At 57.2% G+C, this 24,472-nt stretch carries 22 protein-coding genes, 1 tRNA gene and 1 pseudogene; 14 read left to right on the top strand and 10 right to left on the bottom strand.

Annotated elements, in window-relative coordinates:
• Positions 1-359: 359 nt before the first annotated feature.
• The 6 genes from KYE_RS07435 to KYE_RS07410 all read right to left on the bottom strand — a co-directional run bounded on the left by KYE_RS07435 (position 360) and on the right by KYE_RS07410 (position 5,320).
• Positions 360-436, bottom strand: a tRNA-Val gene (locus tag KYE_RS07435).
• A gap of 55 nt (positions 437-491) precedes the next feature.
• Complete coding sequence (locus KYE_RS07430) at positions 492-1,442, bottom strand: DMT family transporter (RefSeq protein ID WP_008171964.1); 951 nt, start codon at positions 1,440-1,442, stop codon at positions 492-494.
• A gap of 145 nt (positions 1,443-1,587) precedes the next feature.
• Entirely contained in the window at positions 1,588-2,676 is a 1,089-nt protein-coding gene (locus KYE_RS07425) for a hypothetical protein (RefSeq protein WP_008171963.1), read from the bottom strand.
• 102 nt (positions 2,677-2,778) lie between these two features.
• Positions 2,779-3,849, bottom strand: a complete 1,071-nt coding sequence (locus tag KYE_RS07420; protein WP_008171962.1) for a hypothetical protein — start codon at positions 3,847-3,849, stop codon at positions 2,779-2,781.
• A 132-nt stretch (positions 3,850-3,981) separates the two neighbouring features.
• Complete coding sequence (locus KYE_RS07415; protein ID WP_008171961.1) at positions 3,982-4,599, bottom strand: YceI family protein; 618 nt, start codon at positions 4,597-4,599, stop codon at positions 3,982-3,984.
• Positions 4,586-5,320: a CDP-alcohol phosphatidyltransferase family protein gene (locus KYE_RS07410; RefSeq protein ID WP_008171960.1), complete on the bottom strand. Its 735-nt coding sequence runs from the start codon at positions 5,318-5,320 to the stop codon at positions 4,586-4,588. Before KYE_RS07410 ends, KYE_RS07415 begins: the two co-directional genes overlap by 14 nt.
• A 176-nt stretch (positions 5,321-5,496) precedes the next feature.
• On the opposite strand from KYE_RS07410, the gene KYE_RS07405 reads away from it, so the two are divergent.
• From KYE_RS07405 to KYE_RS07390, 4 genes are read left to right on the top strand one after another with little or no spacing between them, the layout of a single operon-like run.
• Positions 5,497-6,504 (top strand): zinc-dependent alcohol dehydrogenase, encoded by a 1,008-nt coding sequence (locus KYE_RS07405; RefSeq protein WP_008171958.1) that lies wholly within the window; start codon positions 5,497-5,499, stop codon positions 6,502-6,504.
• A 30-nt stretch (positions 6,505-6,534) separates the two neighbouring features.
• Positions 6,535-6,933 (top strand): 6-pyruvoyl trahydropterin synthase family protein, encoded by a 399-nt coding sequence (locus KYE_RS07400; protein WP_008171956.1) that lies wholly within the window; start codon positions 6,535-6,537, stop codon positions 6,931-6,933.
• A complete protein-coding gene (locus KYE_RS07395) occupies positions 6,920-8,860 on the top strand; it encodes a glycosyltransferase (RefSeq protein WP_008171954.1) in 1,941 nt (646 codons plus the stop codon). The genes KYE_RS07400 and KYE_RS07395 overlap by 14 nt, the downstream gene beginning before the upstream one ends.
• Positions 8,857-9,780: a lysylphosphatidylglycerol synthase transmembrane domain-containing protein gene (locus tag KYE_RS07390; protein ID WP_008171952.1), complete on the top strand. Its 924-nt coding sequence runs from the start codon at positions 8,857-8,859 to the stop codon at positions 9,778-9,780. Before KYE_RS07395 ends, KYE_RS07390 begins: the two co-directional genes overlap by 4 nt.
• Here the strand turns inward: KYE_RS07390 and KYE_RS22150 are convergent.
• The gene (locus tag KYE_RS22150) at positions 9,764-9,901 is read right to left on the bottom strand and encodes a hypothetical protein (protein WP_264622579.1); all 138 of its coding nucleotides are present in this window, start codon (positions 9,899-9,901) and stop codon (positions 9,764-9,766) included. The two genes, KYE_RS07390 and KYE_RS22150, sit on opposite strands and share 17 nt — an antisense overlap.
• Before the next feature lie 12 nt (positions 9,902-9,913).
• Positions 9,914-10,497, bottom strand: a pseudogene (locus KYE_RS07385) (RibD family protein); the annotation flags it as partial.
• A gap of 446 nt (positions 10,498-10,943) precedes the next feature.
• On the opposite strand from KYE_RS07385, the gene KYE_RS07380 reads away from it, so the two are divergent.
• Positions 10,944-11,186 carry a hypothetical protein gene (locus KYE_RS07380; RefSeq protein ID WP_100169470.1) on the top strand — a complete coding sequence of 81 codons (243 nt, stop codon included), beginning with the start codon at positions 10,944-10,946 and terminating at the stop codon, positions 11,184-11,186.
• Between the two features lie 16 nt (positions 11,187-11,202).
• On the opposite strand, the gene galU is transcribed toward KYE_RS07380, so the two are convergent.
• The gene (galU, locus tag KYE_RS07375; protein WP_008171948.1) at positions 11,203-12,039 is read right to left on the bottom strand and encodes a UTP--glucose-1-phosphate uridylyltransferase GalU; all 837 of its coding nucleotides are present in this window, start codon (positions 12,037-12,039) and stop codon (positions 11,203-11,205) included.
• Positions 12,040-12,422: 383 nt separating this feature from the next.
• Here galU and KYE_RS07370 point away from each other — a divergent pair, with 383 nt between their 5' ends.
• From KYE_RS07370 to prpD, 9 genes are all read left to right on the top strand, one after another.
• On the top strand, positions 12,423-14,009 hold the full coding sequence (locus tag KYE_RS07370; protein WP_008171947.1) for a glucan biosynthesis protein: 1,587 nt from the start codon (positions 12,423-12,425) through the stop codon (positions 14,007-14,009).
• Positions 14,010-14,120: 111 nt separating this feature from the next.
• On the top strand, positions 14,121-14,801 hold the full coding sequence (locus tag KYE_RS07365) for a GntR family transcriptional regulator (protein ID WP_008171945.1): 681 nt from the start codon (positions 14,121-14,123) through the stop codon (positions 14,799-14,801).
• A 17-nt stretch (positions 14,802-14,818) separates the two neighbouring features.
• On the top strand, positions 14,819-15,706 hold the full coding sequence (prpB, locus tag KYE_RS07360; protein WP_008171943.1) for a methylisocitrate lyase: 888 nt from the start codon (positions 14,819-14,821) through the stop codon (positions 15,704-15,706).
• A gap of 188 nt (positions 15,707-15,894) precedes the next feature.
• Positions 15,895-17,025 carry a 2-methylcitrate synthase gene (gene prpC, locus KYE_RS07355; RefSeq protein WP_008171942.1) on the top strand — a complete coding sequence of 377 codons (1,131 nt, stop codon included), beginning with the start codon at positions 15,895-15,897 and terminating at the stop codon, positions 17,023-17,025.
• The gene (gene acnD, locus KYE_RS07350) at positions 17,022-19,634 is read left to right on the top strand and encodes a Fe/S-dependent 2-methylisocitrate dehydratase AcnD (RefSeq protein WP_008171939.1); all 2,613 of its coding nucleotides are present in this window, start codon (positions 17,022-17,024) and stop codon (positions 19,632-19,634) included. The genes prpC and acnD overlap by 4 nt, the downstream gene beginning before the upstream one ends.
• On the top strand, positions 19,631-20,809 hold the full coding sequence (prpF, locus tag KYE_RS07345; RefSeq protein WP_008171936.1) for a 2-methylaconitate cis-trans isomerase PrpF: 1,179 nt from the start codon (positions 19,631-19,633) through the stop codon (positions 20,807-20,809). Before acnD ends, prpF begins: the two co-directional genes overlap by 4 nt.
• Before the next feature lie 147 nt (positions 20,810-20,956).
• On the top strand, positions 20,957-21,214 hold the full coding sequence (locus tag KYE_RS07340) for a type II toxin-antitoxin system RelE family toxin (RefSeq protein WP_008171934.1): 258 nt from the start codon (positions 20,957-20,959) through the stop codon (positions 21,212-21,214).
• A complete protein-coding gene (locus KYE_RS07335; protein ID WP_008171931.1) occupies positions 21,211-21,588 on the top strand; it encodes a helix-turn-helix domain-containing protein in 378 nt (125 codons plus the stop codon). The genes KYE_RS07340 and KYE_RS07335 overlap by 4 nt, the downstream gene beginning before the upstream one ends.
• Positions 21,589-21,737: 149 nt before the next feature.
• Complete coding sequence (gene prpD / locus KYE_RS07330) at positions 21,738-23,222, top strand: 2-methylcitrate dehydratase (RefSeq protein WP_008171927.1); 1,485 nt, start codon at positions 21,738-21,740, stop codon at positions 23,220-23,222.
• Between the two features lie 206 nt (positions 23,223-23,428).
• Here prpD and KYE_RS07325 read toward each other — a convergent pair whose 3' ends face one another.
• Positions 23,429-24,469 (bottom strand): AAA family ATPase, encoded by a 1,041-nt coding sequence (locus KYE_RS07325; RefSeq protein WP_008171924.1) that lies wholly within the window; start codon positions 24,467-24,469, stop codon positions 23,429-23,431.
• Between the last annotated feature and the right edge of the window lie 3 nt (positions 24,470-24,472).

The following is a 24,472-nucleotide window of genomic DNA, read 5'->3' as shown; positions in this document are numbered from 1 at the left end:
CGTACATTTGTACGCTAAGGCTCTGAAGGAAGCGTAACTTGAGTCTTAAGAAAGTCAAAGATGTGTGCAAAACCGAATAATTAAACTTCTTTCGGTTGTTACGAAACAGTGACACCTATTAGTCGAATGAAGATGATATGGAGAGCAGTCTTAACCGACGGTCGGTGCCTGATCACGCCGGAGAAGCTAAAGACATGAATGTCAGGAGCCGGTTTTAAAGAGAGGTACTTACTGCGAAAGGTGGTTTGGTTTGGCGCAAGGTGGGGTAGTTGCCAGGCTTTCCCCAAGCCGTTCTATGTGGGCAGACACAAAAAAAGCCACTTGGCTTGCGCTCTAAGTGACTCTTTTTGTTGCAGAATTGGTAGGACCACCCAGATTCGAACTGGGGACCTCTACCATGTCAAGGTAGCGCTCTAACCAACTGAGCTATGGTCCTGTATCCTGCAACGGGGAAGAAATATACTGATTCAGCCGATGCCGGTCAACCACTTTTATGCGGTTTTCCGGCTCCGGAGTTTTTCCTTGATGACTTTGCTCAGAACCGCCCAGCGGTTGACGATCAAGGCCGCGAAGATGAGACCGCAGCCGGCCAGCTGAATGCTGGTCATTGTCTCGCCAAACCAGCCTGCAGCGAACAGGGCGACCCAAACCGGCTCCAGTACCAGAATCACCACGCCATGGCTGTTCGCAGACAGGCTCTGGGCGAACGTCTGAAGCAGGAAACGACCGGCCGTGCCAATGACGGCGCTGGCCACTACCCACCAGACCAGTATTGGTGAAAGGTTATTCAGAGTCGGCAGCCAGGGCTCCATGATCATGGACTCGATCAGGGTCAGCATGCCGACCGTGAGCAGAGCAATGGCTGTCAGGGGCAGGGCGGGTACCCGATGCTTTTCCACGGTCTTGCCCAGCCGGTTAATCACCGTTCTCTGGTTGGCCGCCCGGGTATTGAGATTGAAATACAGGGCGAAGATCGTCGCTGCCATAACAAAGAAAATCTGGCCTGCTTCAGGGCGAAATCCGTTTTCAAGGGATAGCAGAGCGAGCCCGGCAACGGCAATCGGAATGGCCAGCCATGTGCTCGCCGGTTGGGCTTCCTTGAATACCAACCGTGCAATAATGGGAACAATCACAACGCCCAGGCTGGTCAGGAAGGCACCCTCGCCGAGGCTCGTTATATGAACCAGTCCCATCACCCAACAGGTCATCGCCGTGCCGAACACCAGGCCCACACCCACACTTCGACGAAGCTGATCCACGCTTAGCTTCATCAGCGAGCGGCGGGCGAAAAAGGCGAGCACCGTGCCGGCAATCAGAAACCGGGCAGCCATGAACATCAGCGGAGGCATCAGCAGCACTGCTTCTTTTGAGAACATCCAGCTGATGGCCGCAAACAGGGTGACAACAACCAGTAAAAGATCGGATTTGTGGGTGTCAGACATTGGATATCGCTTGCCGGCAGTGGGTGAATCAAACGGGAAAGCGAACCAATGTATAGTTTGCGAACTAAAAAGAAAAGATGGGTAGAACTACCGAGGCAAGAAGTGGCTCCTCCCTGAGCCTTTTGTTTGCATTGTCCAGATGGGTTTAGTTATTCAGAGTGGTATAAACCAGATTGGACATATCCGTCTGGTCCGAGCCGGGCACTTCAATGTACCGGTCACCTGAACCCCACCACTGCCACCAGGCGCGCTTGTTATAGGTGCGGCTGGCGAAATCCACCTGCAAACCGTTGAGGGTGGTGTTGTTGACTACCGGCACGGAGATGTTGCCCGTCTCGGAGCCCAGCACACCGCTGTGGGTGACGCCCTCGTTCATCAGCACCGGGTAGTGGTTGTAGTACAGAGCGCCAGGGCCATTCTGGCTCGTTACCTTGCCCGCCAGGCTGATGCTGGAGGAGCAGGAATCAATCCCGGCGGCAGAGGTTGCACCGCAAGCCGAATGGGTGGGTACTACGCCATCATCGGTGCCGGCGATGAATGGCTTGGTGAAACCGCCATAGGATGACCCACCAGCCACGAAACGCAGCCTTGGGATTCCATTCGGGCTCACCGCCAGGTTACGCGCTGCGTTGGTTTGCAGGTCGTTTACCACGCCCAGCTTGCCGGGTTCCGGCTCAATGCCGGTGAAGGCTTCTACTGCTGCCCGGAGGGGCCAATTGTACCAGCTGTCGTTGTAGGCAAGGCTGAGTGCCAGGTTGGCAAGTTCAGTGCCACCGCCCGCGCCGGAGTAATCCAGGGTTGCCAGGATTTTCAACGGCTGAAGGCCCTCGGATTGAAGCCAGCGTGCCTGGTTTTCTAGCAGATACCGGGTAACGAGATCCCCGGTAGAGTGAGAAACAACGATGCAAAAGTCATTGCAAAGACCTTGCTGACTGATCTGACGCATCTGTTCATAGGCTTGCTGGGCAATACCACCTTCAACGCGCCCGTCACTGCCCCAGTCGATACGGGCCTCGGCCCGGGAGAGCCAGAAAGTACGCCAATAGTCCTCGCCGGCGTTCTTCACCTCCTGCAGATTGGCGGGAGGGTTGGCCAGGTCTTGTTGCTGAAATCCGTGAACCAGGATCACGTTGTGCCCGGCCAGTTGGGCCTGGGCGGTGCCGGCAAACAAGCTGCCGGTGATAGTGACCGCCAGGGCGGCCTTACAGGCATTTCCGATCTTTGTTGTTTTCATAGTTGCTCCGTCTTTGCTGCTTTATTGTTGTCACAAGACGTTTATCCGCCACTTGTAGCGGTACAGCCCGGCGTTAGCCGGTGCAGAGCCTGCGCCCTGCCATCAGAACTTGTCGGCAAGCTGCCGCAGCAGAGCCGCGCGCTGTTCTGATTCGGGATTCACCGCCGGTGTATCGGTAAGACTGCCGAGATCCGGCGGTGTGAAAGCGTAGCCCTCGTCGGGGCCGAAAGCGTAATTAGTCCGGTCACCTGGCCGGGCGGGAAGCTGCCGAATCTGCAGGTTTTTCAGCTGTAGCTGGCCGTCCACCGTCTGATCGGCCAATACCGTGCCGTGTGCCTTCAGATTGATCGTGTTTGAGGTGCTGTCCAGCCTTTTCTCCATCTGCAATTGAGCAACCGGGCGTTGGCCAACAAACAGCTGGGCCGAAAGCGCGTAGTAGCCGGAGTCTTCCGGCGAGAAACGAACGGGAATTATCAGATTGTTACCCTGGATACGGGCATCGCCAAGCCCCTCGAATTCGCCCAGGTAAGGTTCAATGGCCAGTGTTGAGACATGGCGGACTGGTTTGCCGTCAAGCCGGGCCTCAACGATCAGCCGATATTCACCCGGTGATTCGTCGGCGGACAGAACGCCCTCGAAGTAACCCGGGGAACCCGCCTCTTCCAAGGTGGTGCCAGCGATGGCATCCCGGCTTTCCGGCCTCTCCAGCGTTGCAGACAGCGAGCGACCGACCACCTGAGAGCCCCGGATAGCCGCTGCAACAAGAATTTGTTCCCCTGCAGTAAACCGGTATTTCTCCAGCGTTACGGTGAACTGCCCGTCACCTTCGAGGGGCAGACTGACCGGCTCGTAGTGATTGCCACCGTAGGCGTTCGCCTGTTCCGGGGAGAGAGGTATGGACCACGGAGGGTATCGGGTAGTTTCAGCGTATTGATCGGCAACGCTGGCCAGCATGAACCCGAGGGCATTATCCGGGGGTGGTTCCGGCTCAGCCGAGGGATCGGTAGAAGACTGCCTTGCCAGGCCTGCGCTTTGGACAGGCGCCGTCTCGGCCGAGTCGACCACCTTCGAAAACCAGCTGAAATCTGTGTGGTTGTCAGCGGAGAGCAGATACCCCGCGCCAACCACGCCAGCAGTTACCAGTGTCAGAAGAAGAGCGACCTTGCCCGGCATGCGGCAGTTCCCTTGATTATTGTTGTAGCTCTAAAGATAACGGGATTTCCGCCGCACCCCAAAAATCCGGACTCTGTGTGTAACAGAATGTGTCCGCGTTGTGCGGTGGTTCACATTCCGATCAGCCGGTGATCAGAACATGCCGGATTCCCGAATGGCCTCGAAGCCAAAGTGCAATTTCACTTCATCACCGACCATCGCGCCATCAAGGCCGTAGGTCATGCCCCATTCACTGCGTTTCAGGGTGGTGGAGGCGCTGATGCCCAGTGTGTATTCCTCATGGCCAAAGGGGTAGACGTCTGCCTTGTTGAGGGTCACATCCAGCACCACGGGGCGTTTCTGGCCGAGTAACTCCAGATCGCCGGTTACTTTGCCCGTGTTTTCGCCAGTCGTTTCGAAGTCGGTAATAGTAAAGGTAATTTCAGGATACTCGTCGGCGTCGAGGAAATCCTCGTTGCGAACGTGTTCGTCACGCTTCTTGTGATTGGTGTACACACTGTCGCTCTGGAACACCAATTGACCAGATTCGAGCTCCCTGGCTTCTTCGTCGTAAACGAATTGTCCCTCTACTTCGCGGAACATCCCCATCACCGGGGCGTAGCCGATGTGCATGATTTCGAAGAACATTGAAAAGTGTTCGTCGTCGACAACAAAGTTTCTCGGCTCGGCCATGGCTGCCGGGCTCAGTGCGAGCGCAGCAGGCAGGGCAATGGCAGAACGGGTAAGGGTTTTCCGTTTAATGAACATCATGGTGATGTCTCCTCTGATAAAGCCAGTGAATATCCAGGAAAAACGACCACACAAGCAGTGCGAGGGCAGTTGCAAGCGTGATACTGGCGAATAGCGCATTGACCGGCGGCAAAACGGCCACCAGCAGGGTAACGATTTGCCAAACGCAAACCGTCTTGCGTCTGAAACTCTCCGGCAGCGGGGCATTCAGCCAATCGAGGAAATGACTGGCAACAACGAAGGCATAGCGGATAAGGCCCAGGGCCAGAACCCAGGGACCCGCCTTGCCGAGCGCCAGGACAGCCACGCTGAGACCGAGAATAAACAGAGCATCCAGTTCCATGTCGAAGCGAGCGCCAAAGTCGCTCTGGGAGCCGGTAGCCCTGGCGACTTTGCCGTCTACGCCATCCAGAATCAGCGCCAGCAATGCCATCCAGCCGTAGAGCCAGAGGTTGTCAGTGAGGTGGTCGGCAAACGGGGCCAGAGCCACCAGGACTATCACTAGACTGCCTCTCAGCAGCGTCGCCCGGTTTGCCCACCCGAAATCCCGGGTTTCGGGCCAGAACCGGATGATCAGGGCACAAGCGGCCAGGTAAAGCGCCGCTGCCAAGAAGTAGAAAAGGACGGGGGGCTGGGTTAACCAGCCGGTGGCTGCGCAGAACAGGGCGACAAGCCCAGAGCCCCAGACGAGATCCAGGGCAAGTGGCATCCTTTGCGAAGCTGAATGGCCGTTAGAATCCATCAATGAACTCCAGCGTATAGAATTGCAGGCATCAAAGACCTCGGATGCGCTGTACACTGACTATAGTTGGTATAACTGAACATGCTTACGAGCATAGACCGTGTTCAGACCTGAAGGTTCAGCCCTGACAGGGCGACGACCAGCACGTTTGAAAAACTGCCAAAAAGGAGATCCTTTTGCATCGCGACCCTGATGAGCCGAACACCGAATCGATGGCACGAGCCTGGTGGGTAACCGGCGCCGGCAAGGGCGAGATTCTGGAAACACCACTGGTTACCTCTGATGACGAGCAGAAGGACGAATCGGTTACGGTTCAGGCGCTGTATTCGGGTATCAGTCGGGGCACGGAATCACTGGTTTTCCATGGCCGGGTACCAAAGAGCGAATACGCAGCCATGCGGGCGCCGTTTCAGGAGGGAGATTTTCCCTGGCCGGTAAAGTACGGCTACGCCAGCGTCGGCAAAGTAGTGGAAGGGCCTGCAGAGTTAGTGGGCCAAACGGTGTTCTGCCTTTATCCGCATCAGAATTGCTACCGGGTGCCGGCGTCGGCGTTGACGCCTTTGCCCAAAGACTTGCCCGCCGAGCGAGCAATACTTGCCGCCAACATGGAGACCGCTGTAAACGGCCTCTGGGATGGAGCGCCAGCAGTCGGTGACCGCATTGCCGTGGTTGGTCTTGGTGTTGTTGGCCTGCTCGTCGCCTGGCTGGCGAGTCGTATCCCGGGAGCCCGAGTCACCGCGATCGATACGAATCCAGAGAGACAGGCCGTTGCCGAACAGCTCGGTTTGACCTTCAGCAGTGAGTCGGCCCCTGATGATCACGACCTTGTTATCCATGCCAGTGGCCACCCCTCGGGCCTGGAGACCGCCCTTGGGCTGGCAGGGCAGGAGGCGACCATTGTGGAAATGAGCTGGTACGGGGATCAGCTGGTATCTGCACCGTTGGGGGCCGCATTCCATCCGCGGCGTCTGACCCTGAAATCCAGCCAGGTGGGCCAGATAGTGCCATCTCGAGTCCCACGGTGGGACTATCGCAAACGCCTGGCGCTTTCATTGGAATTGCTCCAGGACGATGCGCTGGATGTGCTGATTACCGGCGAGTGCAAGTTTGATGATCTACCAAAATCCATGGCGCGAATTCTGATTGATGGCCGGGATACTCTGTGCCATCGCGTTGTTTACTGAAAATCCAAAATTGCCTGCTAAGGAGAAACTATGTTCGGTTTGACGGTCCGGGACCACATGATGATTGCCCACAGCTTCAACGGAGAGATCTTTGGTCCTGCTCAGAAGGTTCATGGTGCCACCTATGTGGTCGACGTGACCTTTGAGCGTCACCAACTGGATAAGGACGACCTGGTCGTCGACATAGGTTTGGCTTCCGAGCTTCTCAAAAGCATTCTCTCCGAATTCAATATGCAGAACCTGGACGAGCTGCCGGAACTGCGTGGCCGGAATACCACCACCGAATTCATGGCCAAACTGGTTTTCGATCGTATGGCGGCAGCCATTCACGGTGGCCGTCTTGGCGAGACAGGAGAAGGGATTGTCAGCCTGAAAGTCACCCTCTCGGAATCCCACATTGCCTGGGCAAGCTATCATGCCGGAATCTGACAAACCGGGCTTCCTGGAGTTTATTGTTCCGGGTGATCCGGAACAAAACACGGGCGGCTATCGGTATGTCCGCAAGCTCGTGGAGGCCCTGAGCGACGCCGGTTGCAGAGCCCGGGTCAGTGGGTTGGCCGGGCAGTTTCCACGCCCGGACAGGGTTGCCCGTAGTGGAATGGATAAGAAGCTCGCGAGTCTGCCTGATGGCGCCTCTGTGGTACTCGATGGTCTTGCCATGGGGGGGCTGCCGGACATTGTTGAAAAGCATTCTCCACGCCTCAATCTGATCGCGCTGGTACACCACCCCCTGGCTGATGAAACGGGGATCAGCGAAGCCAATAGACAGTGGTTTTTTGATTCAGAAACGCGCGCGCTCGGATTTGTAAACGGGGTGATCACCACCAGCCAATATACCGCCGCTCGCCTGGCGGATTACGAGGTGCCGGCTGAGAGGATCAGGGTTGCCGAGCCGGGCGTCACCCGAGCCGCGAACCCCAGAGGCTGTGATCAGTCGTCGCAAACTGGTACCCCTCACATTCTGTGCGTTGCTCATCTGTCACTCCGAAAGGCCCAGCATCAATTGGTGGAGGCGCTGGAAAACCTGAAGGGCGTGTCGTGGCAATGCACGTTGGCAGGGTCTGACAGTCGTGATCCGGAATATAGCCAGCAGGTTCGCCGGGCGATTGCAGAAGCGGGCCTTGAAGACAGGATTGCGCTGGCAGGGGAGGTCGAAGAAGCCGGGCTGGCCGAGCTCTACCGCAAGGCGGATCTCTTTGTACTGCCCTCCCTGTACGAGGGCTATGGCATGGTGATTGATGAGGCGCTGGCGGAAGGGCTGCCCGTTATTTCCTCCGATGGCGGCGCCCTTGCCAACACCTCAGCCAAGCCTGGTGTAGTTCAGTATTGTGCGGGCGATGTCAGAGCCCTTGAGGCGCGCCTCAGGAACTGGCTGGAACATCCGGAACAGCTTGAGCACGCCCGTAAACTTGCCGCAAGGGAATCCCGCCGAATCCGCTCATGGGCGGATACCGGCAAAGATGTCTCAGAAGCGCTGCACTACTTCAGTGGCCTTTCCACGCATCTGCACCAGCATTCGGAATTCGAGAGCACATGGCTGGCAGCCCGGGAAGCAGCGGATCACCGGGCTCGCTCACAAGGCCTGACCGATCAGCTCAATCACTGGTTGTTGAATCGTTATGATGGCTTGTCGCCCGAGAGCCACTACCCGATGCAAATTGTCGACATTGGAACCGGTCGTGGCTCAAACGCGGTTTTCCTGGTGCCTGCGCTGCAGGTGCCTCAAACCTGGCTGGCACTGGATCAGGATTCTGCATTATTGCGGGAGGCCGGACAGCGTGTGGACTGCCTGGATGTGCCGTTTGAAACCCGCCCGGTTCAGCTGACGTCGGAAAACATGGAGCAACAACTGCCCCGGGAGGCGGACCTGATAACAGCGTCAGCACTGATTGATCTGGTTTCCGAGCCATGGCTGGATACGTTAGCCCTCGCAGCCGCAGGAAGGAAGTCCGCGATGCTCATTGTTTTGAGCTACGCCGGTCACTTTGAGCTGTCTCCCGAGCATCCTGATGATGAGCTGGTGAAGACATTGGTAAATCGGCACCAGCACGGCGACAAGGGAATTGGTGCCGCGCTCGGGCCGGAGGCCAGCACTGTCTTGCAAGGCCTGCTGGTTGCCGAAGGTTACCGGGTTGAACTGGCGGAATCCCCCTGGATACTGGATGGCGCGGATCACGCCTTGGCCAAAATGCTGATGCAGGGCTGGATCGACGCGGCCATTGAGCAGTCACCTCACGAGGCGGACCGATTGTCACGCTGGCTGGAGACACGCAATCAGCAGTTATCCGAAGGGGATCTGACGATTGTTGTGAGACATCTGGATCTGCTGGCACTGCCACCCGAGGCATTGCCTTGACCGAACTGCGTCAACGGCAGGTGAAGCTGGCGGCCCGTTGGTTATTCACGGTTCTGGTTATCGGATTCGTGATCCGCTCGATTGATTCGGGTGAGCTCTGGCAGGAGCTTGCCCGCTTTTCTCCCTATGTCCTGGTTCCCGCACTGGCACTTACGGTCTTTCAGGTGGCGTTGTCTGCCTGGCGATGGCGTTACACCGTCGAACGGCTCGGGCTGCCCCTGGCCTATGGAGTAGCGGTGCGGGAGTACTATCTGGCGACGTTTCTGAACCAGGTGTTGCCGGGAGGTGTGCTCGGCGACGTAAACCGGGCCTGGCGACATGGCAGCGGCGCCGGAGAGCGCCTCTCCGCTGTGCACGGGGTGGCCATCGAGCGACTTTCGGGCCAATTGGTTTTGGCGCTCGTGGTTGTCATATCGGGCAGCTGGCTGCTCGGTTCCGGACGGGTAACGGTTGATCACTTGAAAGGCGGCCTCTGGTTGGGCGCCGGCGTTATTGGGGTGTTTCTTGCACTCTGGTTGGCCCTGAAAACCGGGCTGGCGGCTTATCTTCAGCGGCTCAGGCGGGATCTCTATGAGTCTTTGCTAAACCGAACGGTGTTGCCGGTTCAGATTGGCTCATCTTTACTGGTGTTGGCAAGCTATCTTGGGGTGTTTCTCTGTCTGGCCTGGGGCGCAGGCTACATCGAAAGCACAGAGTCGGCGGCCATTATTGTCAGTCTGGGCAGTATCCTGTTGCTCAGCATGGTGGTACCGCTGACGGTTGCCGGTTGGGGCATCCGCGAGGGCGCGGCAGCCTTGCTGTGGCCGATGGCGGGATTGCCCGCGGAGCAGGGCGTGGCACTGAGCGTTGGGTACGGGGCGTTGGTTTTGGTGTCCAGTTTGCCAGGGGCTGCTTTTTTTCGACCTACAAATCACGGGTAAAGTCGAGGTCGAACAACATGTCGCTGCCGAGGTTTATAAGCTGGGCGCGCGGCCGCAAGGCATCATCCAGAAAGTCGATCTCGGGAAGTGAGAAGGCTGGTCTGCCGCTGCCGATGATCATGGGTGCGACCATCACGTGAAGGCGGTCCAGCAAGCCAGCGTTCAGGAAGCACGAAACGGTAACACCCCCCCTTCCACAAAAACTTTTTTCAGCCCCAGGTCTGCGAGAACCTCGAGGATCACTCTCGGATCGACGGCATCTTCGGATTCGGCATCCCCGAGACAGGGAATCTCAGTAACCCCGGAACCGATCGATGGATTCTCCGCTTTATCGTAAGTACCTGCCACCAACCGCAGGGTGGGAGCTTCGCCATCGGTGAACAGGTGATGGCTGTCTGGTACGCGATGATGACGGTCAATGACCACGCGCACGGGGTTGCGGCCACTGGTGCGGCGAACGGTCAAACGGGGATTGTCTGTAGTGGCGGTTCCGGCTCCGACAACAACCGCATGCGACACTGCGCGGATCCGGTGCAGATGGGTAATTCCATCGTCGCCGTTGATGAAACGGGAGCGACCGGTAACCGTGGCAATGCGTCCGTCCAGGCTTTGGCCCAACTGACCAATAACTTTGGGGCTGCCGTTATCTGGCACGGGACGACAAAGGGGTAGGAATACCGAGAGTAGATCCTTCGCCTCACCCGTGGCCGGCTGCATCAGGTGCCAGGCCCCGTGGCCGTTAAGTTTTACCGCTTCTTTGTCGGTTCCCGGCAATGGCAGTGTCACATTGCTGCGGTTAACTGCGCTAAGCACCAACTCCCATGCCGAGTCGATATCCAGAGTTCTTGCCGCCATAAATAGCCTGTTTGGTTGTTGCCTAGGAGCCTCTGGATGCCTCCGGAGCGCCTCTGCGTGCTCTGAGGGCTTCAGATGCAAGGCGCAGTTCGCAGCTAATGGCCGTAGCCCTTAGCAAGAGCTGCAACACAGCATGTGAAGTCCTCAGAGTACGCCCTCCGGGTTCTTCAGAGGTGCTTCGGAGGCATTCAGAGGCTCCTTTAGTATAGGCAGATTGTGTGCAAAGCTATATGTACGTTACATTTCCAGATTGATTCACTTCGCAGGGCATTATCGGGACGGGTATCCCGATTTGAATGACGAGGTAAATGGCCATGCAACATGCGCAACCCATTCAACACTGGGAGCCAGAGAAGCCCGAGGACCATGGGCAACTTGAGCTTCCCGGTATTGCCCTGGACAAGAGCGATGAGCTTCTGGAGTCGCTGGCTGAGCTGGAGGAAGCGCTGGAAAAGGTGGAGCTGAGCGGGGAAGAGGTGGAACTGCTTCGCCGGTTCCGCAGGACAAGCGCGGAAAACCGGCGAATGATTCTTCAGATCCTGGGCAGCTGATCCCGCCCAAGATGCCTTACTTGCCTTTCTTGTAGATATTCTCGTAGACGTAGTTGGTGGCTTCCACAAAGCCATCAATGCTGCCGCAGTCGAACCGACGACCCTTGAACTGATAGGCCAGCACGCAACCGTTTTTCGCCTGCTCAAGAAGGGCATCGGTAATCTGGACTTCACCGTTTTTGCCCGCAGGGGTCTTTTCTATAATGTCGAAAATATCCGGCGTGAGAATGTACCGTCCAATAATCGCCAGGTTGCTAGGGGCATCTTCCGGGGCCGGCTTTTCCACCATATCGGTGATCCGGTAGAGACCATCTTTCATGGATTCACCGGCAATCACCCCGTACTTGTGGGTTTCGTCGGCCGGCACTTCTTCAATGGCAACAATGGAGCAGCGGAACTGGTTATAGAGCTTGACCATCTGCGCCAGTACGCCGTCTTCACCTTCGGGGCCAATGCAGAAGTCATCAGCCAGCACCACCGCAAAGGGACTGTCGCCCACAAGGTTGCGGCCGGTCAGTATGGCGTGGCCGAGGCCCTTCATTTCATTCTGTCTGGTAAAGGCGAAGCTGTTGTGGTCGATCAGATCCCTGATTGAGGTCAGCAGGTCTTCCTTGCCAGAGCCAGCGATCTGATGTTCAAGCTCGTAGCTGATGTCGAAATGGTCCTCGATGGCCCGTTTGCCCCGGCCGGTCACAAAACCGAACTCGTGAATACCGGCCTCCGCGGCTTCCTCGACGCCATACTGAACCAGGGGTTTATTCACCACCGGCAGGATTTCTTTGGGCATCGCCTTGGTTGCCGGAAGAAAACGAGTGCCGTAGCCGGCGACGGGAAACAGGCATTTTTTGATCATATTATTCGTCCTTTGATGGTCGGTTTCACGGCCTGTGGGCTGCTTAACGCCTTTGCGTAAGCCTATTAACAAGTGTTCTATCACAAAGTGTGCCGAGTTTACCCAAGTTGTAACGACAAATGCAGGGGCGTGATGGAAATTGTACGTTCTAGCAAAGAGCTATGGCCCTTTAGAGGAGGGTTCTTCAGGTTTACCATCACCAAAAATTTCTCTGATCAGAGGTCTCTTAGTGCGATCCTCCTTGCCTGATTGCACTATTTTGGTGCGCTTCCGGCGGCGTGGGTTCCTTGCCCGGATAGGCTCTCTACCTTTTATTGTTCGTACATAGTCCACGTGATCTTCTCTATGGCAATCTATGGCCCGGCACAGGAGGGGCGAGACCAATGGACAGACGAACGCTGATCAAGGGGCTCGGAGCACTGGTAAGTGCCGGCGCGTTACCACTGTCGCCTCTGGTGAACGGTGCCGGCCTCCAACCAGTTGCTGGTAGCAGTCCCCGTGCCTTCAACTACGCCTGGCTCAAAGGTCGGGCCCGGGCATTGGCCGCTGCGGCGTATGTCTCTCATCAGGATGAATTGCCCCAATCACTGAAATCCATTTCCTGGGATGACTATCAGGCCATCGCCTTCAGGTCCGACCGGGCGCTCTGGCGCGACGACGATTCCGCTTTCCAGATCCAGCTCTTCCATCTTGGCCTGTACTTCCAGCAACCCGTCAGAATCCATGAAGTCATTGATGGCGAGGCAACTGAACTGGCCTATCGCCAGGATCTGTTCCGGTACAATGGAGAGCAGCGCCTTGGCGATCTGCCAGAAGATCTGGGCTACGCCGGTTTCCGCGTTCACTACCACAACAACTTCGCCCTGGACCTGGCTGCCTTTTTGGGCGCCAGTTATTTCCGCGCGGTGGGCTCGGAGATGCAGTACGGCCTGTCGGCCAGAGGGCTGGCCATTGATACCGGCATGGATCGTAAAGAAGAGTTTCCCCGGTTTTCCGAGTTCTGGCTGGAGAAACCGGCCTCGGGCAGCCAGCTACTCAGGGTATGGGCTCTGCTGGACTCCCCCAGTACCACCGGCGCCTACTCGTTTGTGCTCGACCCGGGGCGCAACATGGTCATGGATGTGGATGCGGCACTCTATCCGAGAACAGAAATTACCCGGGCGGGCATTGCACCGCTGACCAGCATGTACCAGGTGGGCGAAAATGATGATCGCATGGGCTACGACTGGCGGCCGGAAATACACGATTCTGACGGCCTGGCCATCTGCAACGGCAACGGCGAGTGGTTATGGCGGCCACTGGTGAATCCCGCCAATCTCCGGTTCAACACTTTTCAGGATAACAATCCCGTTGGCTTTGGCCTGCTGCAGCGGGACAGGGATTTCGACCACTACCAGGATGATGGCGTGTTTTACGATCGCAGGCCCAGCCTCTGGGTGGAGCCCCGCGGAGACTGGGGGCGGGGCAGTGTTGATTTGGTGGAAATCCCTACCGTGGATGAAACCTTCGACAACATTGTCGCCTTCTGGCATCCGCAGGAACCTCTGTTGCCAGGCCGGGAATACCTCTACAGCTACCGTCTGCACTGGGGTGAGCAAGCGCCGTTACGGCCCTATGAGTTAGCCACGGTGCAGGCAACCAGGACCGGGCTGGGCGGTGTCGTGGGCCAGAAGCGGACCTATTTTTCACGGCGCTTTGCCGTTGATTTCGCCGGCGGCGCGCTGGCGATGCTGGGCAAGGATGCGGATGTGGAGCCGGTTTTCAGTGTGAGCAGGGGAGAGGTCGAAATCACGTCCGCCAGACCATTGTCTGCAATCGATGGCTACCGGGCCATGTTTGACCTGGTGCCGGACGACTCGGTTGAACCCATTAATATCCGCCTGTACCTCAGGCTGGGCGGCCAGGCGCTTACGGAAACCTGGCTTTATCAGTACACCCCGCCACCGGTCGCTGAACGACAGCTCTATTGATTGACTGCAGCTATTGTAAACAATCTAAGGGTCAATTTAGCCAATATTGTTGACAATATGTCCGCCCAGGCGTAGCTTTGCTCAAAATAACCTGGGTTTTGTTGACAAACTATGTCTGAGTTACTGTCTCCTACCTACACCCGCGCCGATGAGGCCTTCGATTGTCTGCAAACGGCGATCGTGAAAGGTGAACTGGCGCCGGGCGAAAAAATCGGCGAACTGGAGCTGTGTTCCCGGTTCGATCTTACCCGCGGCCCGCTTCGGGAAGCGCTGGGCCGCCTTGAATCCCGCGGGCTTCTGGTGCGCCGCCCCCACGCCGGCGTCAAGGTGGTTTCAGTCAGCGCGTCCGAGTTAATGGAGCTCTACCGCATACGCGAAGTCATGGAGGGGCTGGCCGCTCGACAGGCCGCCGAGCGCATGACCGACCAGGAAATTGCCGACCTTCAGGCCACCCTCGACACCCACGAACGCATGATCGATGAAGCTCAGGGCCAGGCCTACTACCAGGCCGAAGGGGATTACGACTTCCATCACAGGATCGCCACCGGTAGCCGCAATACCAAACTTGCCCAGATGCTGCTGGGTGATCTTTATTACATGGTACGGATGTACCGTTACCGTCTCAGCACCTCCACCGGGCGCCCCCAGCGGGCCCTGGGTGAACACCGCCGTATCGTCGAGGCCATCGCCCAGCGCGATGGGGAACTCGCCGAATTTCTGATGAAACGCCATATCAACGCAGCAAGACAGAACATCGAGAAAAAGATCCAGGAAGGCGACATCTCCATTTAACGAAAGAGGCCAACACCATGTCCAACAAACTCAGCCCCGGCGCCCGCTTCCGCAAGGCGCTCAAAGACAACCAGCCCTTGCAGATCGTCGGCACCATCAACGCCTACGCCGCTATGATGGCCGATAAAGTGGGTCATCAGGCCATTTATCTTTCCGGTGGCGGCGTTGCTAACGCCTCCTACGGCTTGCCGGATCTGGGCATGACCTCCATGAACGATGTGGTTGAGGACGTTCGCCGGATTACCGCAGCTACCGACGTACCTTTGCTGGTCGACATTGATACCGGCTGGGGCGGCGCTTTCAACATCGCCCGCACCATCCGCGAGATGGAGCGTGCTGGTGCAGCCGCTGTCCACATCGAAGACCAGGTTGCCCAGAAACGCTGTGGTCACCGCCCGAACAAGGAAATCGTGTCCCAGGAGGAGATGGTCGACCGCATCAAGGCCGCCGTGGATGCCCGGGAAGACAAAGACTTTTTTATCATGGCCCGTACCGACGCGTTCCAGAAAGAGGGCCTCGAAGCCGCTATCGAACGCGCCAAGGCCTGCATTGAAGCCGGCGCCGACGGCATCTTTGCCGAAGCGGTTACGGAACTTGATCACTACAAGGCCTTCTCCGAAGCCCTGGACGTGCCTATCCTGGCCAACATCACCGAATTTGGTGCCACACCGCTATACAACCGCAAGGAACTGGCCGAAGCCGGCGCCGACATGGTTCTGTACCCGCTCAGCGCCTTCCGCGCCATGAACAAGGCCGCTCTGACTGTTTACCAGAACATCCTGGAGAAGGGCGACCAGAAAGACGTGGTCGATATGATGCAGACCCGTATGGAGCTGTACGATTTCCTGAACTACCACGATTTCGAGCAGAAGCTGGACCAGCTGTTCCAGCAGAGCAAAGGCTGACAGCATTTATCCCCTCTCCCCTAGCGGGAGAGGGCCAGGGAGAGGGGGTAGAGAAGCACTCCGCAGAATCGGAAGCTTCCCCTCTCCCCCGGCCCCTCTCCCGCACGGGGAGAGGGGAGTCACAAATATTCAGGATTGGCCCAAGGGGTAATCCGACACCCCAAACAAGATAACGATGGGAGACAACAATGGCTGAAGCAAAAAAACTAGGTGGCGCAGGCCTCCGTGGCCAGGTAGCTGGCGAAACGGCTCTGTGCACTGTCGGCAAAAGCGGCGCCGGCCTGACATACCGTGGCTACGACATCGCAGATCTGGCAGAGAAGGCCCAGTTTGAGGAAATCGCTTACCTTCTGCTTCGGGGCAAACTGCCGAACCGTCAGGAGCTGGATGCCTACACCAAAAAACTCCAGAGCCTCCGTGGCCTGCCGGCTGCCCTGAAAACCGTGCTTGAGCAGATCCCCAAAGACGCGCACCCGATGGACGTGATGCGTACCGGCTGCTCCATGCTGGGCAACCTGGAAACCGAAGAAGACTTTAGCGAGCAGGACGACAAGATCGACCGCATGCTGGCGGTGTTCCCTTCTATCATCACCTACTGGTACCGCTTCGCCCACGAAGGCGTTCGTATCGAAACCGAGAGCGACGTGGACTCCATCGGTGGCCATTTCCTGGAGCTGCTGCACGGCAAGAAACCCAGCGAGCTCCACGAGCGCGTCATGAACGTGTCGCTGATCCTGTACGCAGAGCACGAATTCAACGCCTCCACCTTCACCGCCCGCGTGTGTGCCTCCACTTTGTCTGATATTCACAGCTGTGTGACCGGTGCCATCGGTTCGCTGCGCGGCCCTCTGCACGGCGGGGCCAACGAGGCGGCCATGGCCCTGATCCAGAAATTCAAGACGCCGGAAGAGGCCGAAGAAGGCCTGATGGGCATGCTTGAGCGGAAAGAAAAGATCATGGGCTTCGGTCACGCGATTTATAAGGAGTCCGACCCGCGGAACGCCATCATCAAGCAGTGGTCCAAGAAGCTGGCGGAAGAAGTGGGCGACACCGTGCTGTATCCGGTATCCGAGCGCTGTGAAGCGGTTATGTGGCGCGAGAAGAAGCTGTTCTGCAACGCGGACTTCTTCCACGCATCCGCCTACCACTTCATGGGCATTCCAACCGAATTGTTCACCCCAATCTTCGTGATGTCCCGGGTATCCGGCTGGACCGCCCACGTGAAAGAACAGCGTGAGAACAACCGCATCATTCGCCCAAGCGCCGATTACACCGGCCCGGCGGATGCCAAGTGGGTTCCGATTGAGGAGCGGCCATGAACACTGAATACCGCAAGAGTCTGCCAGGTACCGACCTGGACTATTTCGATACTCGCCAGGCCGTGGAAGACATCCAGGCCGGCGCGTACGACAAGCTCCCGTACACCTCCAAGATCCTGGCTGAGCAACTGGTTCGCCGGTGCGATCCTGAGGTGCTGACGGATTCCCTGAAACAGCTGATCGAACGCAAGCGCGACCTGGATTTCCCCTGGTACCCGGCCCGCGTGGTATGCCACGACATCCTGGGCCAGACTGCCCTGGTGGATCTGGCGGGTCTGCGTGACGCCATCGCCGAGAAGGGCGGTGATCCCGCCAAGGTCAACCCGGTGGTTCCGACCCAGCTGATCGTGGATCACTCCCTGGCCGTTGAGCACGCGGGTTTTGAGAAAGACGCGTTCGAGAAGAACCGTCAAATCGAAGATCGCCGCAACGACGACCGTTTCCACTTCATCAACTGGACCAAGACTGCGTTCAAGAACGTGGACGTGATTCCCCCCGGCAACGGCATCATGCACCAGATCAACCTGGAGAAGATGTCTCCGGTGATTCAGAATCGGCCGGATGGGGAAGGAAAGCGCGTAGCTTTCCCGGATACCTGTGTTGGCACTGACAGCCACACGCCAATGGTTGATGCCCTGGGCGTTATTTCCGTGGGTGTAGGTGGCCTGGAAGCGGAGAGCGTTATGCTCGGCCGTGCCTCCATGATGCGCCTGCCGGATATCGTTGGTGTAGAGCTGACTGGCAAGCTGCAGCCGGGTATCACCAGCACTGATATGGTCCTGGCCATCACCGAGTTCCTGCGCAAGGAGAAAGTGGTAGGCGCATACCTGGAGTTCTATGGTGAGGGCGCCGACAGCCTTAGCGTGGGCGACCGTGCCACCATCTCCAACATGACTCCGGAGTATGGCGCCACCGCAGCGATGTTCTACATCGACGGCCAGACCATCGACTACCTGAAGCTGACCGGACGCGAGGACGATCAGGTGGCCCTGGTCGAGAAATTCGCCAAGGAGACGGGTCTCTGGGCCGACAGCATGAAAAACGCGGAATACGAGCGCGTGCTGAAGTTCGACCTTTCGAAGGTGACTCGTACCCTGGCTGGCCCGTCTAACCCCCATGCGCACCTGCCCACCTCCGAGCTGGCAGAGCGCGGCATTGCCGGTGAGTGGGAACAGGAAGAGGGCAAGATGCCGGATGGTGCCTGCATCATCGCCGCCATTACCAGCTGCACCAACACCAGTAACCCCCGCAACATGGTGGCTGCAGGCCTGATCGCCCGCAACGCCAACAAGCTGGGGCTGACCCGCAAGCCCTGGGTAAAAACCTCCCTGGCGCCGGGTTCCAAAACCGTCAAGATGTACCTGGAAGAAGCCAAACTGCTGCCGGAGCTGGAACAGCTCGGTTTTGGTGTCGTGGCCTTCGCCTGCACCACCTGCAACGGCATGAGTGGCGCCCTGGATCCGAAGATCGCGCAGGAAATCATGGATCGCGATCTGTTCTCCACTGCGGTGCTCTCGGGCAACCGGAACTTTGACGGCCGGATTCACCCCTACGCCAAACAGGCGTTCCTGGCGTCGCCGCCGCTGGTGGTTGCCTATGCGATCGCAGGCACCATCCGTTTCGACATCGAAAAAGATGCCCTGGGCTACGACAAAGACGGCAACCCCGTCACCCTGAAGGACATCTGGCCGGACGATGCGGAAATTGATGCCATCGTGAAATCCAGCGTTAAGCCGGAACAGTTCCGCAGCACCTACATCCCGATGTTCGACATCACCCGGGATGCCCAGGCCAACACCAACCCGCTGTACGACTGGCGCCCCCAGAGCACCTACATCCGTCGCCCACCGTACTGGGAAGGCGGCATGGTGGGTGAGAAAACCCTCAAGGGCATGCGCCCGCTGGCGGTGTTGCCGGACAACATCACCACCGACCATCTGTCGCCCTCCAACGCGATCATGATGAACAGCGCAGCCGGTGAATACCTGCACAAGATGGGTGTGCCGGAGGAAGACTTTAACTCCTACGCCACCCACCGTGGCGACCATCTGACCGCCCAGCGTGCCACTTTCGCCAACCCGAAACTGTTCAACGAAATGGTCCGGGATGAGAACGGCAACGTGAAGCAGGGCTCCCTGGCCCGCATCGAGCCGGAAGGCAAGGTTGTCCGCATGTGGGAAGCCATCGAAACCTACATGGAGCGCAAGCAGCCACTGATCATCATCGCCGGTGCCGACTACGGGCAGGGCTCCTCCCGTGACTGGGCCGCCAAGGGCGTTGCCCTGGCCGGTGTCGAAGCCATCGTGGCTGAAGGTTTCGAGCGGATTCACCGCACCAACCTGATCGGTATGGGCGTGATGCCCCTGCAGTTCGAAGAAGGCACCACCCGCAACACCCTTGCCATCGACGGCACCGAAACCTACGACGTGGAAGGCACCCCGGCGCCCCGTGCCGAGCTCACGCTGGTCATCCATCGCAAGAACGGCAGCACCGAGCGCATTCCGGTTGTCTGCCGCCTGGATACCGCTGAGGAAGTGTCTATCTACAGCGCAGGTGGTGTGTTGCAGCGGTTTGCGGAAGATTTCCTGCAATCGGAAGGTGCAGCATGACACACAAGCCTCAGATCAAAATCCCCGCCACGTATATGCGTGGCGGAACCAGCAAAGGCGTGTTCTTCCGGCTGAAGGATCTGCCGGACGCCTGCCAGAGCCCGGGCGAAGCCCGGGACAAACTCCTGCTGCGAGTCATCGGCAGCCCCGACCCCTACCAGAAGCAGGTTGACGGTATGGGCGGCGCCACCTCCAGCACCAGCAAAACCGTGATCCTGGCAGAACCCACCCAGCCGGACCACGATGTCGACTACCTGTTCGGCCAGGTCTCCATCGACAAGCCGTTTGTCGACTGGAGCGGCAACTGCGGCAACCTCACAGCCGCCGTAGGCGCCTTCGCCATCAACGGCGGCTTTGTCGCCAAAGACCGGATTCCGGAGAATGGCACCTGCACCGTGCGTATCTGGCAGGCCAATATCAAAAAGACCATCGTCGCCCACGTGCCCATCACCAACGGTGAAGTGCAGGAAACCGGCGATTTCGAACTGGACGGCGTCACCTTCCCGGCCGCTGAAGTGCAGGTGGAATTCATGGACCCGGCGGATGGTGAAGGTTCCATGTTCCCCACCGGCAATCTGGTGGATGACCTGGAAGTGCCTGGCGAAGGCACCTTGAAAGCCACCATGATCAATGCCGGCATCCCCACCATCTTCGTGAACGCCGAGGACATTGGATACAAAGGCACCGAGCTGCAGGACGACATCAACTCCGATCCCAAAGCCCTGGCAAGGTTCGAAACCATTCGGGCCCACGGCGCGGTAAAAATGGGGCTGATCCAGAACATCGAAGAAGCCGCCAATCGCCAGCACACCCCGAAAGTGGCCTTCGTCGCAAAGCCCTCTGATTACGTATCCTCAAGCGGCAAAAACATCCGGGCAGGGGACGTGGATGTCCTGGTTCGCGCTCTGTCCATGGGTAAGCTCCATCACGCCATGATGGGCACGGCGGCGGTGGCTATTGCCACGGCATCGGCCGTTCCCGGAACTCTGGTGAATCTGGCTGCAGGGGGCGGCGACCGCACCCATGTGACCTTCGGGCATCCCTCCGGCACGTTGCGTGTGGGGGCTGAGGCGAAGGCAGTGGATGGTCAGTGGACTGCAACCAAAGCCATTATGAGCCGCAGTGCGCGGGTTTTGATGGAAGGTTGGGTGAGGGTGCCTGGCGACTCGTTTTAACAATGATTGTGTAAGATTCCCAAGTATAGGCCGGGGTATTCCCGGCTTTGTCTTGGCGGGTAGATGTTCAGAGTTCGTCTCTCCTCAAGAATAGCGCGGCCTACCTCTAAGGTTTACTAACAGAAAACTAATTAGTAAACTCCCCCCATGTATTCCATAAAATTCAAAAAATCTGCGCTTAAGGCGCTTCGAAAGATTCCGAGGCCCATAGCCCAAAAGATCATGTCGGAACTTGAATCGATCGCCCGGGATCCTGAAAGCTACAACGGAGACTGGAAGCCCCTTAAGGGAAGGCCTTATTGGCGACTCCGTCAGGGCGGTTACAGGGCAATTTGCAGTATTGATGATGGCCAGCTGGTTTTATTGGTTTTGAAAGTTGGTGCGAGAGGAGATGTTTACAAATGAGCGTTCAGATTATTGAAAAATCAGGCAAACCTGAATATGCGGTGATTCCTTACGCAGAGTATCAGGAATTGCTGGAGATGGCTCAGGATGCGCGTGACATTCAAGACGCCGATGCAGCTCTCGCGGCCCTTTCAACCGGAGAGGATGAGGCGATTCCTGGATCGGTCGCGACGCGCCTCCTATTAGGCGACGAGCATCCGCTTAAAATATGGAGGGAGTATCGGGGCTACACCCAGGAATCACTTGGCAAAGTAGCTGGGATAGGAAAGTCGTACGTGTCTCAAATCGAGGCGGGATCTAAAACGGCTTCTACAAAAGTCCTAAAAGCACTTGCGAAAGCCCTTCGGGTTGATATCGACGATTTGCTGGAGTGATGTTTTTTTATAACGTCGGCTATGTAAAGCTCAAGTCGGCAACCAAAGCCATTATGAGCCGCAGTGCGCGGGTCTTGATGGAAGGTTGGGTGAGGGTGCCTGGCGACAGCCTCTAACGGAATCTATAGTTGGGGCAAGGAGGCCTCATTATGTCTGCAACATTTGATCTCAACGAACGCCCTGATTACGACGAAGTCCTTCAGAAAATCGCTGACTACGTTCTCACCTACGAAGTAAAGAGCGACGAAGCTTGGAATACCGCTCGCTACTGCCTGATGGACACCCTGGGTTGCGGTCTTTTGGCGTTGCGGTTCCCCGAATGCACCAAACACCTGGGTCCATTGGTTGAAGGTACAGTGGTTCCTCAAGGCGCGAGGGTGCCGGGGACTCCGCACCGGCTGGACCCGGTAAAAGCCGCCTGGGACATTGGTTGTATTATCCGCTGGCTCGATTATAACGACACCTGGCTTGCAGCAGAGTGGGGGCATCCTTCAGACAACCTGGGTGCCATACTGGCCGTTGCAGACCACCTCTCACAAAAACGGATTGCAGAAGGCGAAGAACCGTTAACGATGCGAACCGTCCTGGAGGCCATGATTATGGCTCATGAAATCCAGGGCGTGCTGGCGCTGGAAAACTCCTTCAACCGGGTTGGGCTGGACCATGTGGTTCTGGTCAAGGTGGCTTCAACTGCAGTCTCTGCAAAACTCATGGGAGCCGACCGCGAACAGATGCTGTCTGCTCTGTCTCACGCCTGGATTGATGGTCAGTCGTTGAGGACCTACCGCCACGCGCCCAATGCAGGCTCCAGAAAATCCTGGGCCGCAGGCGATGCCACATCGCGAGCCGTGAGGCTTGCCGATATCGCCATGCGCGGCGAGATGGGCATCCCCAGCGCCTTAACTGCGCCGCAGTGGGGCTTCTACGACGTATTGTTCAGCAAAACCAACAAAGACCAAAAACTGAAGCCTGAAGACAAGCGTCAGTTTTCTTTACCACAGGAGTTTGGCTCATATGTGATGGAGAACATCCTGTTCAAGATTTCCTTCCCGGCCGAGTTTCACGCCCAGACCGCAGCCGAAGCCGCGGTTAGTCTGCACCCGCAAGTGAAAGACCGGCTGGACGAGATTGACCGGATTGTTATCACCACCCACGAATCTGCTATTCGCATAATTTCAAAGAAGGGCGATCTGGCCAATGCGGCCGACCGGGACCATTGCCTGCAATACATGATTGCCGTTCCTCTGATTTTTGGACATTTGAAAGCGGAGCACTACGAAGACAGCTTTCACGCGGGAAACCCGATCATCGATCAGCTTCGCGAAAAGATGGAAGTGGTTGAAGATGAGAGATACACCCGGGAATATCTGGAAGGAGACAAGCGGTCCATCGCCAACGCCATTCAGGTATTTTTCAAGGATGGCAGCAGTACTGAACAGGTGGCGGTCGAATACCCGATTGGGCACCGTCGTCGCAGGGCGGATGGTCTTCCGCTGCTGGAGGAAAAGTTTCGTGACAATCTTGCCACCCGCTTTCCGGCACAGCAATGCCATAAGATCGGCTGGTTATGCACGGATCAGAATCAACTGGAAATAACTCCGGTAAATCAGTTTATGGAGCTATTCGTGATTTGAGCAGGCAATGAAAAGGCCCTTAATCGAGGGCCTTGATTCAAATCGAGCGATGGCGCGCTTTGTATGTATTGATCAGCCTGATTGAGAAACATCAGGTGCCGGGTGACAACCCGGGGCCGCGCCGCCACGCCCCATATATCAGGCATGCCCTCTCCGTCAGTGCCGGGATTGATTTAGAATTTGTAGCTGGACCTTATGTCGGAAATTTATTTCCGATTTGGCGACAGTGGTTTCACATTGTCCGGATGTCTGGCGGGTTCTCGCGACTCTTCGGTAGACCTTGACGTCAGTTGCTCCAGGCGGGAGTCAATACGTTCCAATGCTGTCGCAATACGCGATAGGGCATCATTTGATGGCATCGCCGGGTTGTTTTGCGGTCTTCTTTCCTTTGCGTCGCCACCCGATTGTCGTCTGGTGGCCTGTCTGCGTGGCGCTTCTGTAGATGTATCTTCACCCAACAAATCCCGCCGAATACCTTTGAGGTCGAACGGATCGATGAATGGCCGGTCCTCTGAATAGGCGCACATCATCATGCCGTCACATAACTTGTTGATCAGGCGTGGTATGCCTTTGCTGAGCTTGTGAATTTCACGGACGGTATCGTCATCAAACAGCTTGTTGCCACCATGGCCGGAAACAAGAAGCCTGTAATCAATATACTCGGCGGTTTCGGCAGCAGTCAGCCCCTCAAGGTGGAAGAACAGTTTCACTCGCTGAGAGAGTTGAGGAATGTCACTGACTGCCTTCTTAAGCTCCGGTTGGCCGAGCAGAATAACCCGCATAGAGGGCCCTCCCATACTCTCCATGCCAGTCAGCATTCGGATGTCTTCGAGATTTTCCCGGGTCAGGTTCTGGGCTTCATCAATGGTCAGAACAACCGGGGTACCAGCTGCAGCCATATGCTCCAGGTACTCTGTGATCTGGAACAGCATCGCGACTTTGCTGTCATCCTCGATCTTCATGCCGGCTTTACGCAGGATAAGACCAAACAAATCCTTCGATTCGAGGTTTGTATAAGAAATATTGAGGAGTTTTAAGTCGCCCTCAAGGTTGCGGATAGTCTTCTTGAGCAAGGTCGTCTTACCAGAGCCAATCTCCCCGCTGATGACCACAAAACCTTCGGAGCTCCATATGGCTGAGGACATGTAGACATAAGCCCGTGAGTGCTGCTGGCTCATGTAAATGAAATCGTCTTCTGGAGTTATGCGAAATGGGTGCCTATGGAGACCGAAAAATTCCAAATACATCGT

It is taken from the genome of Marinobacter manganoxydans MnI7-9 (assembly GCF_000235625.1).
GTDB classification, from domain to species: Bacteria; Pseudomonadota; Gammaproteobacteria; order Pseudomonadales; family Oleiphilaceae; genus Marinobacter; species Marinobacter manganoxydans.
Note: the sequence above shows the minus strand (reverse complement) of the source record. Positions and strands in the feature narration are given on the sequence as shown.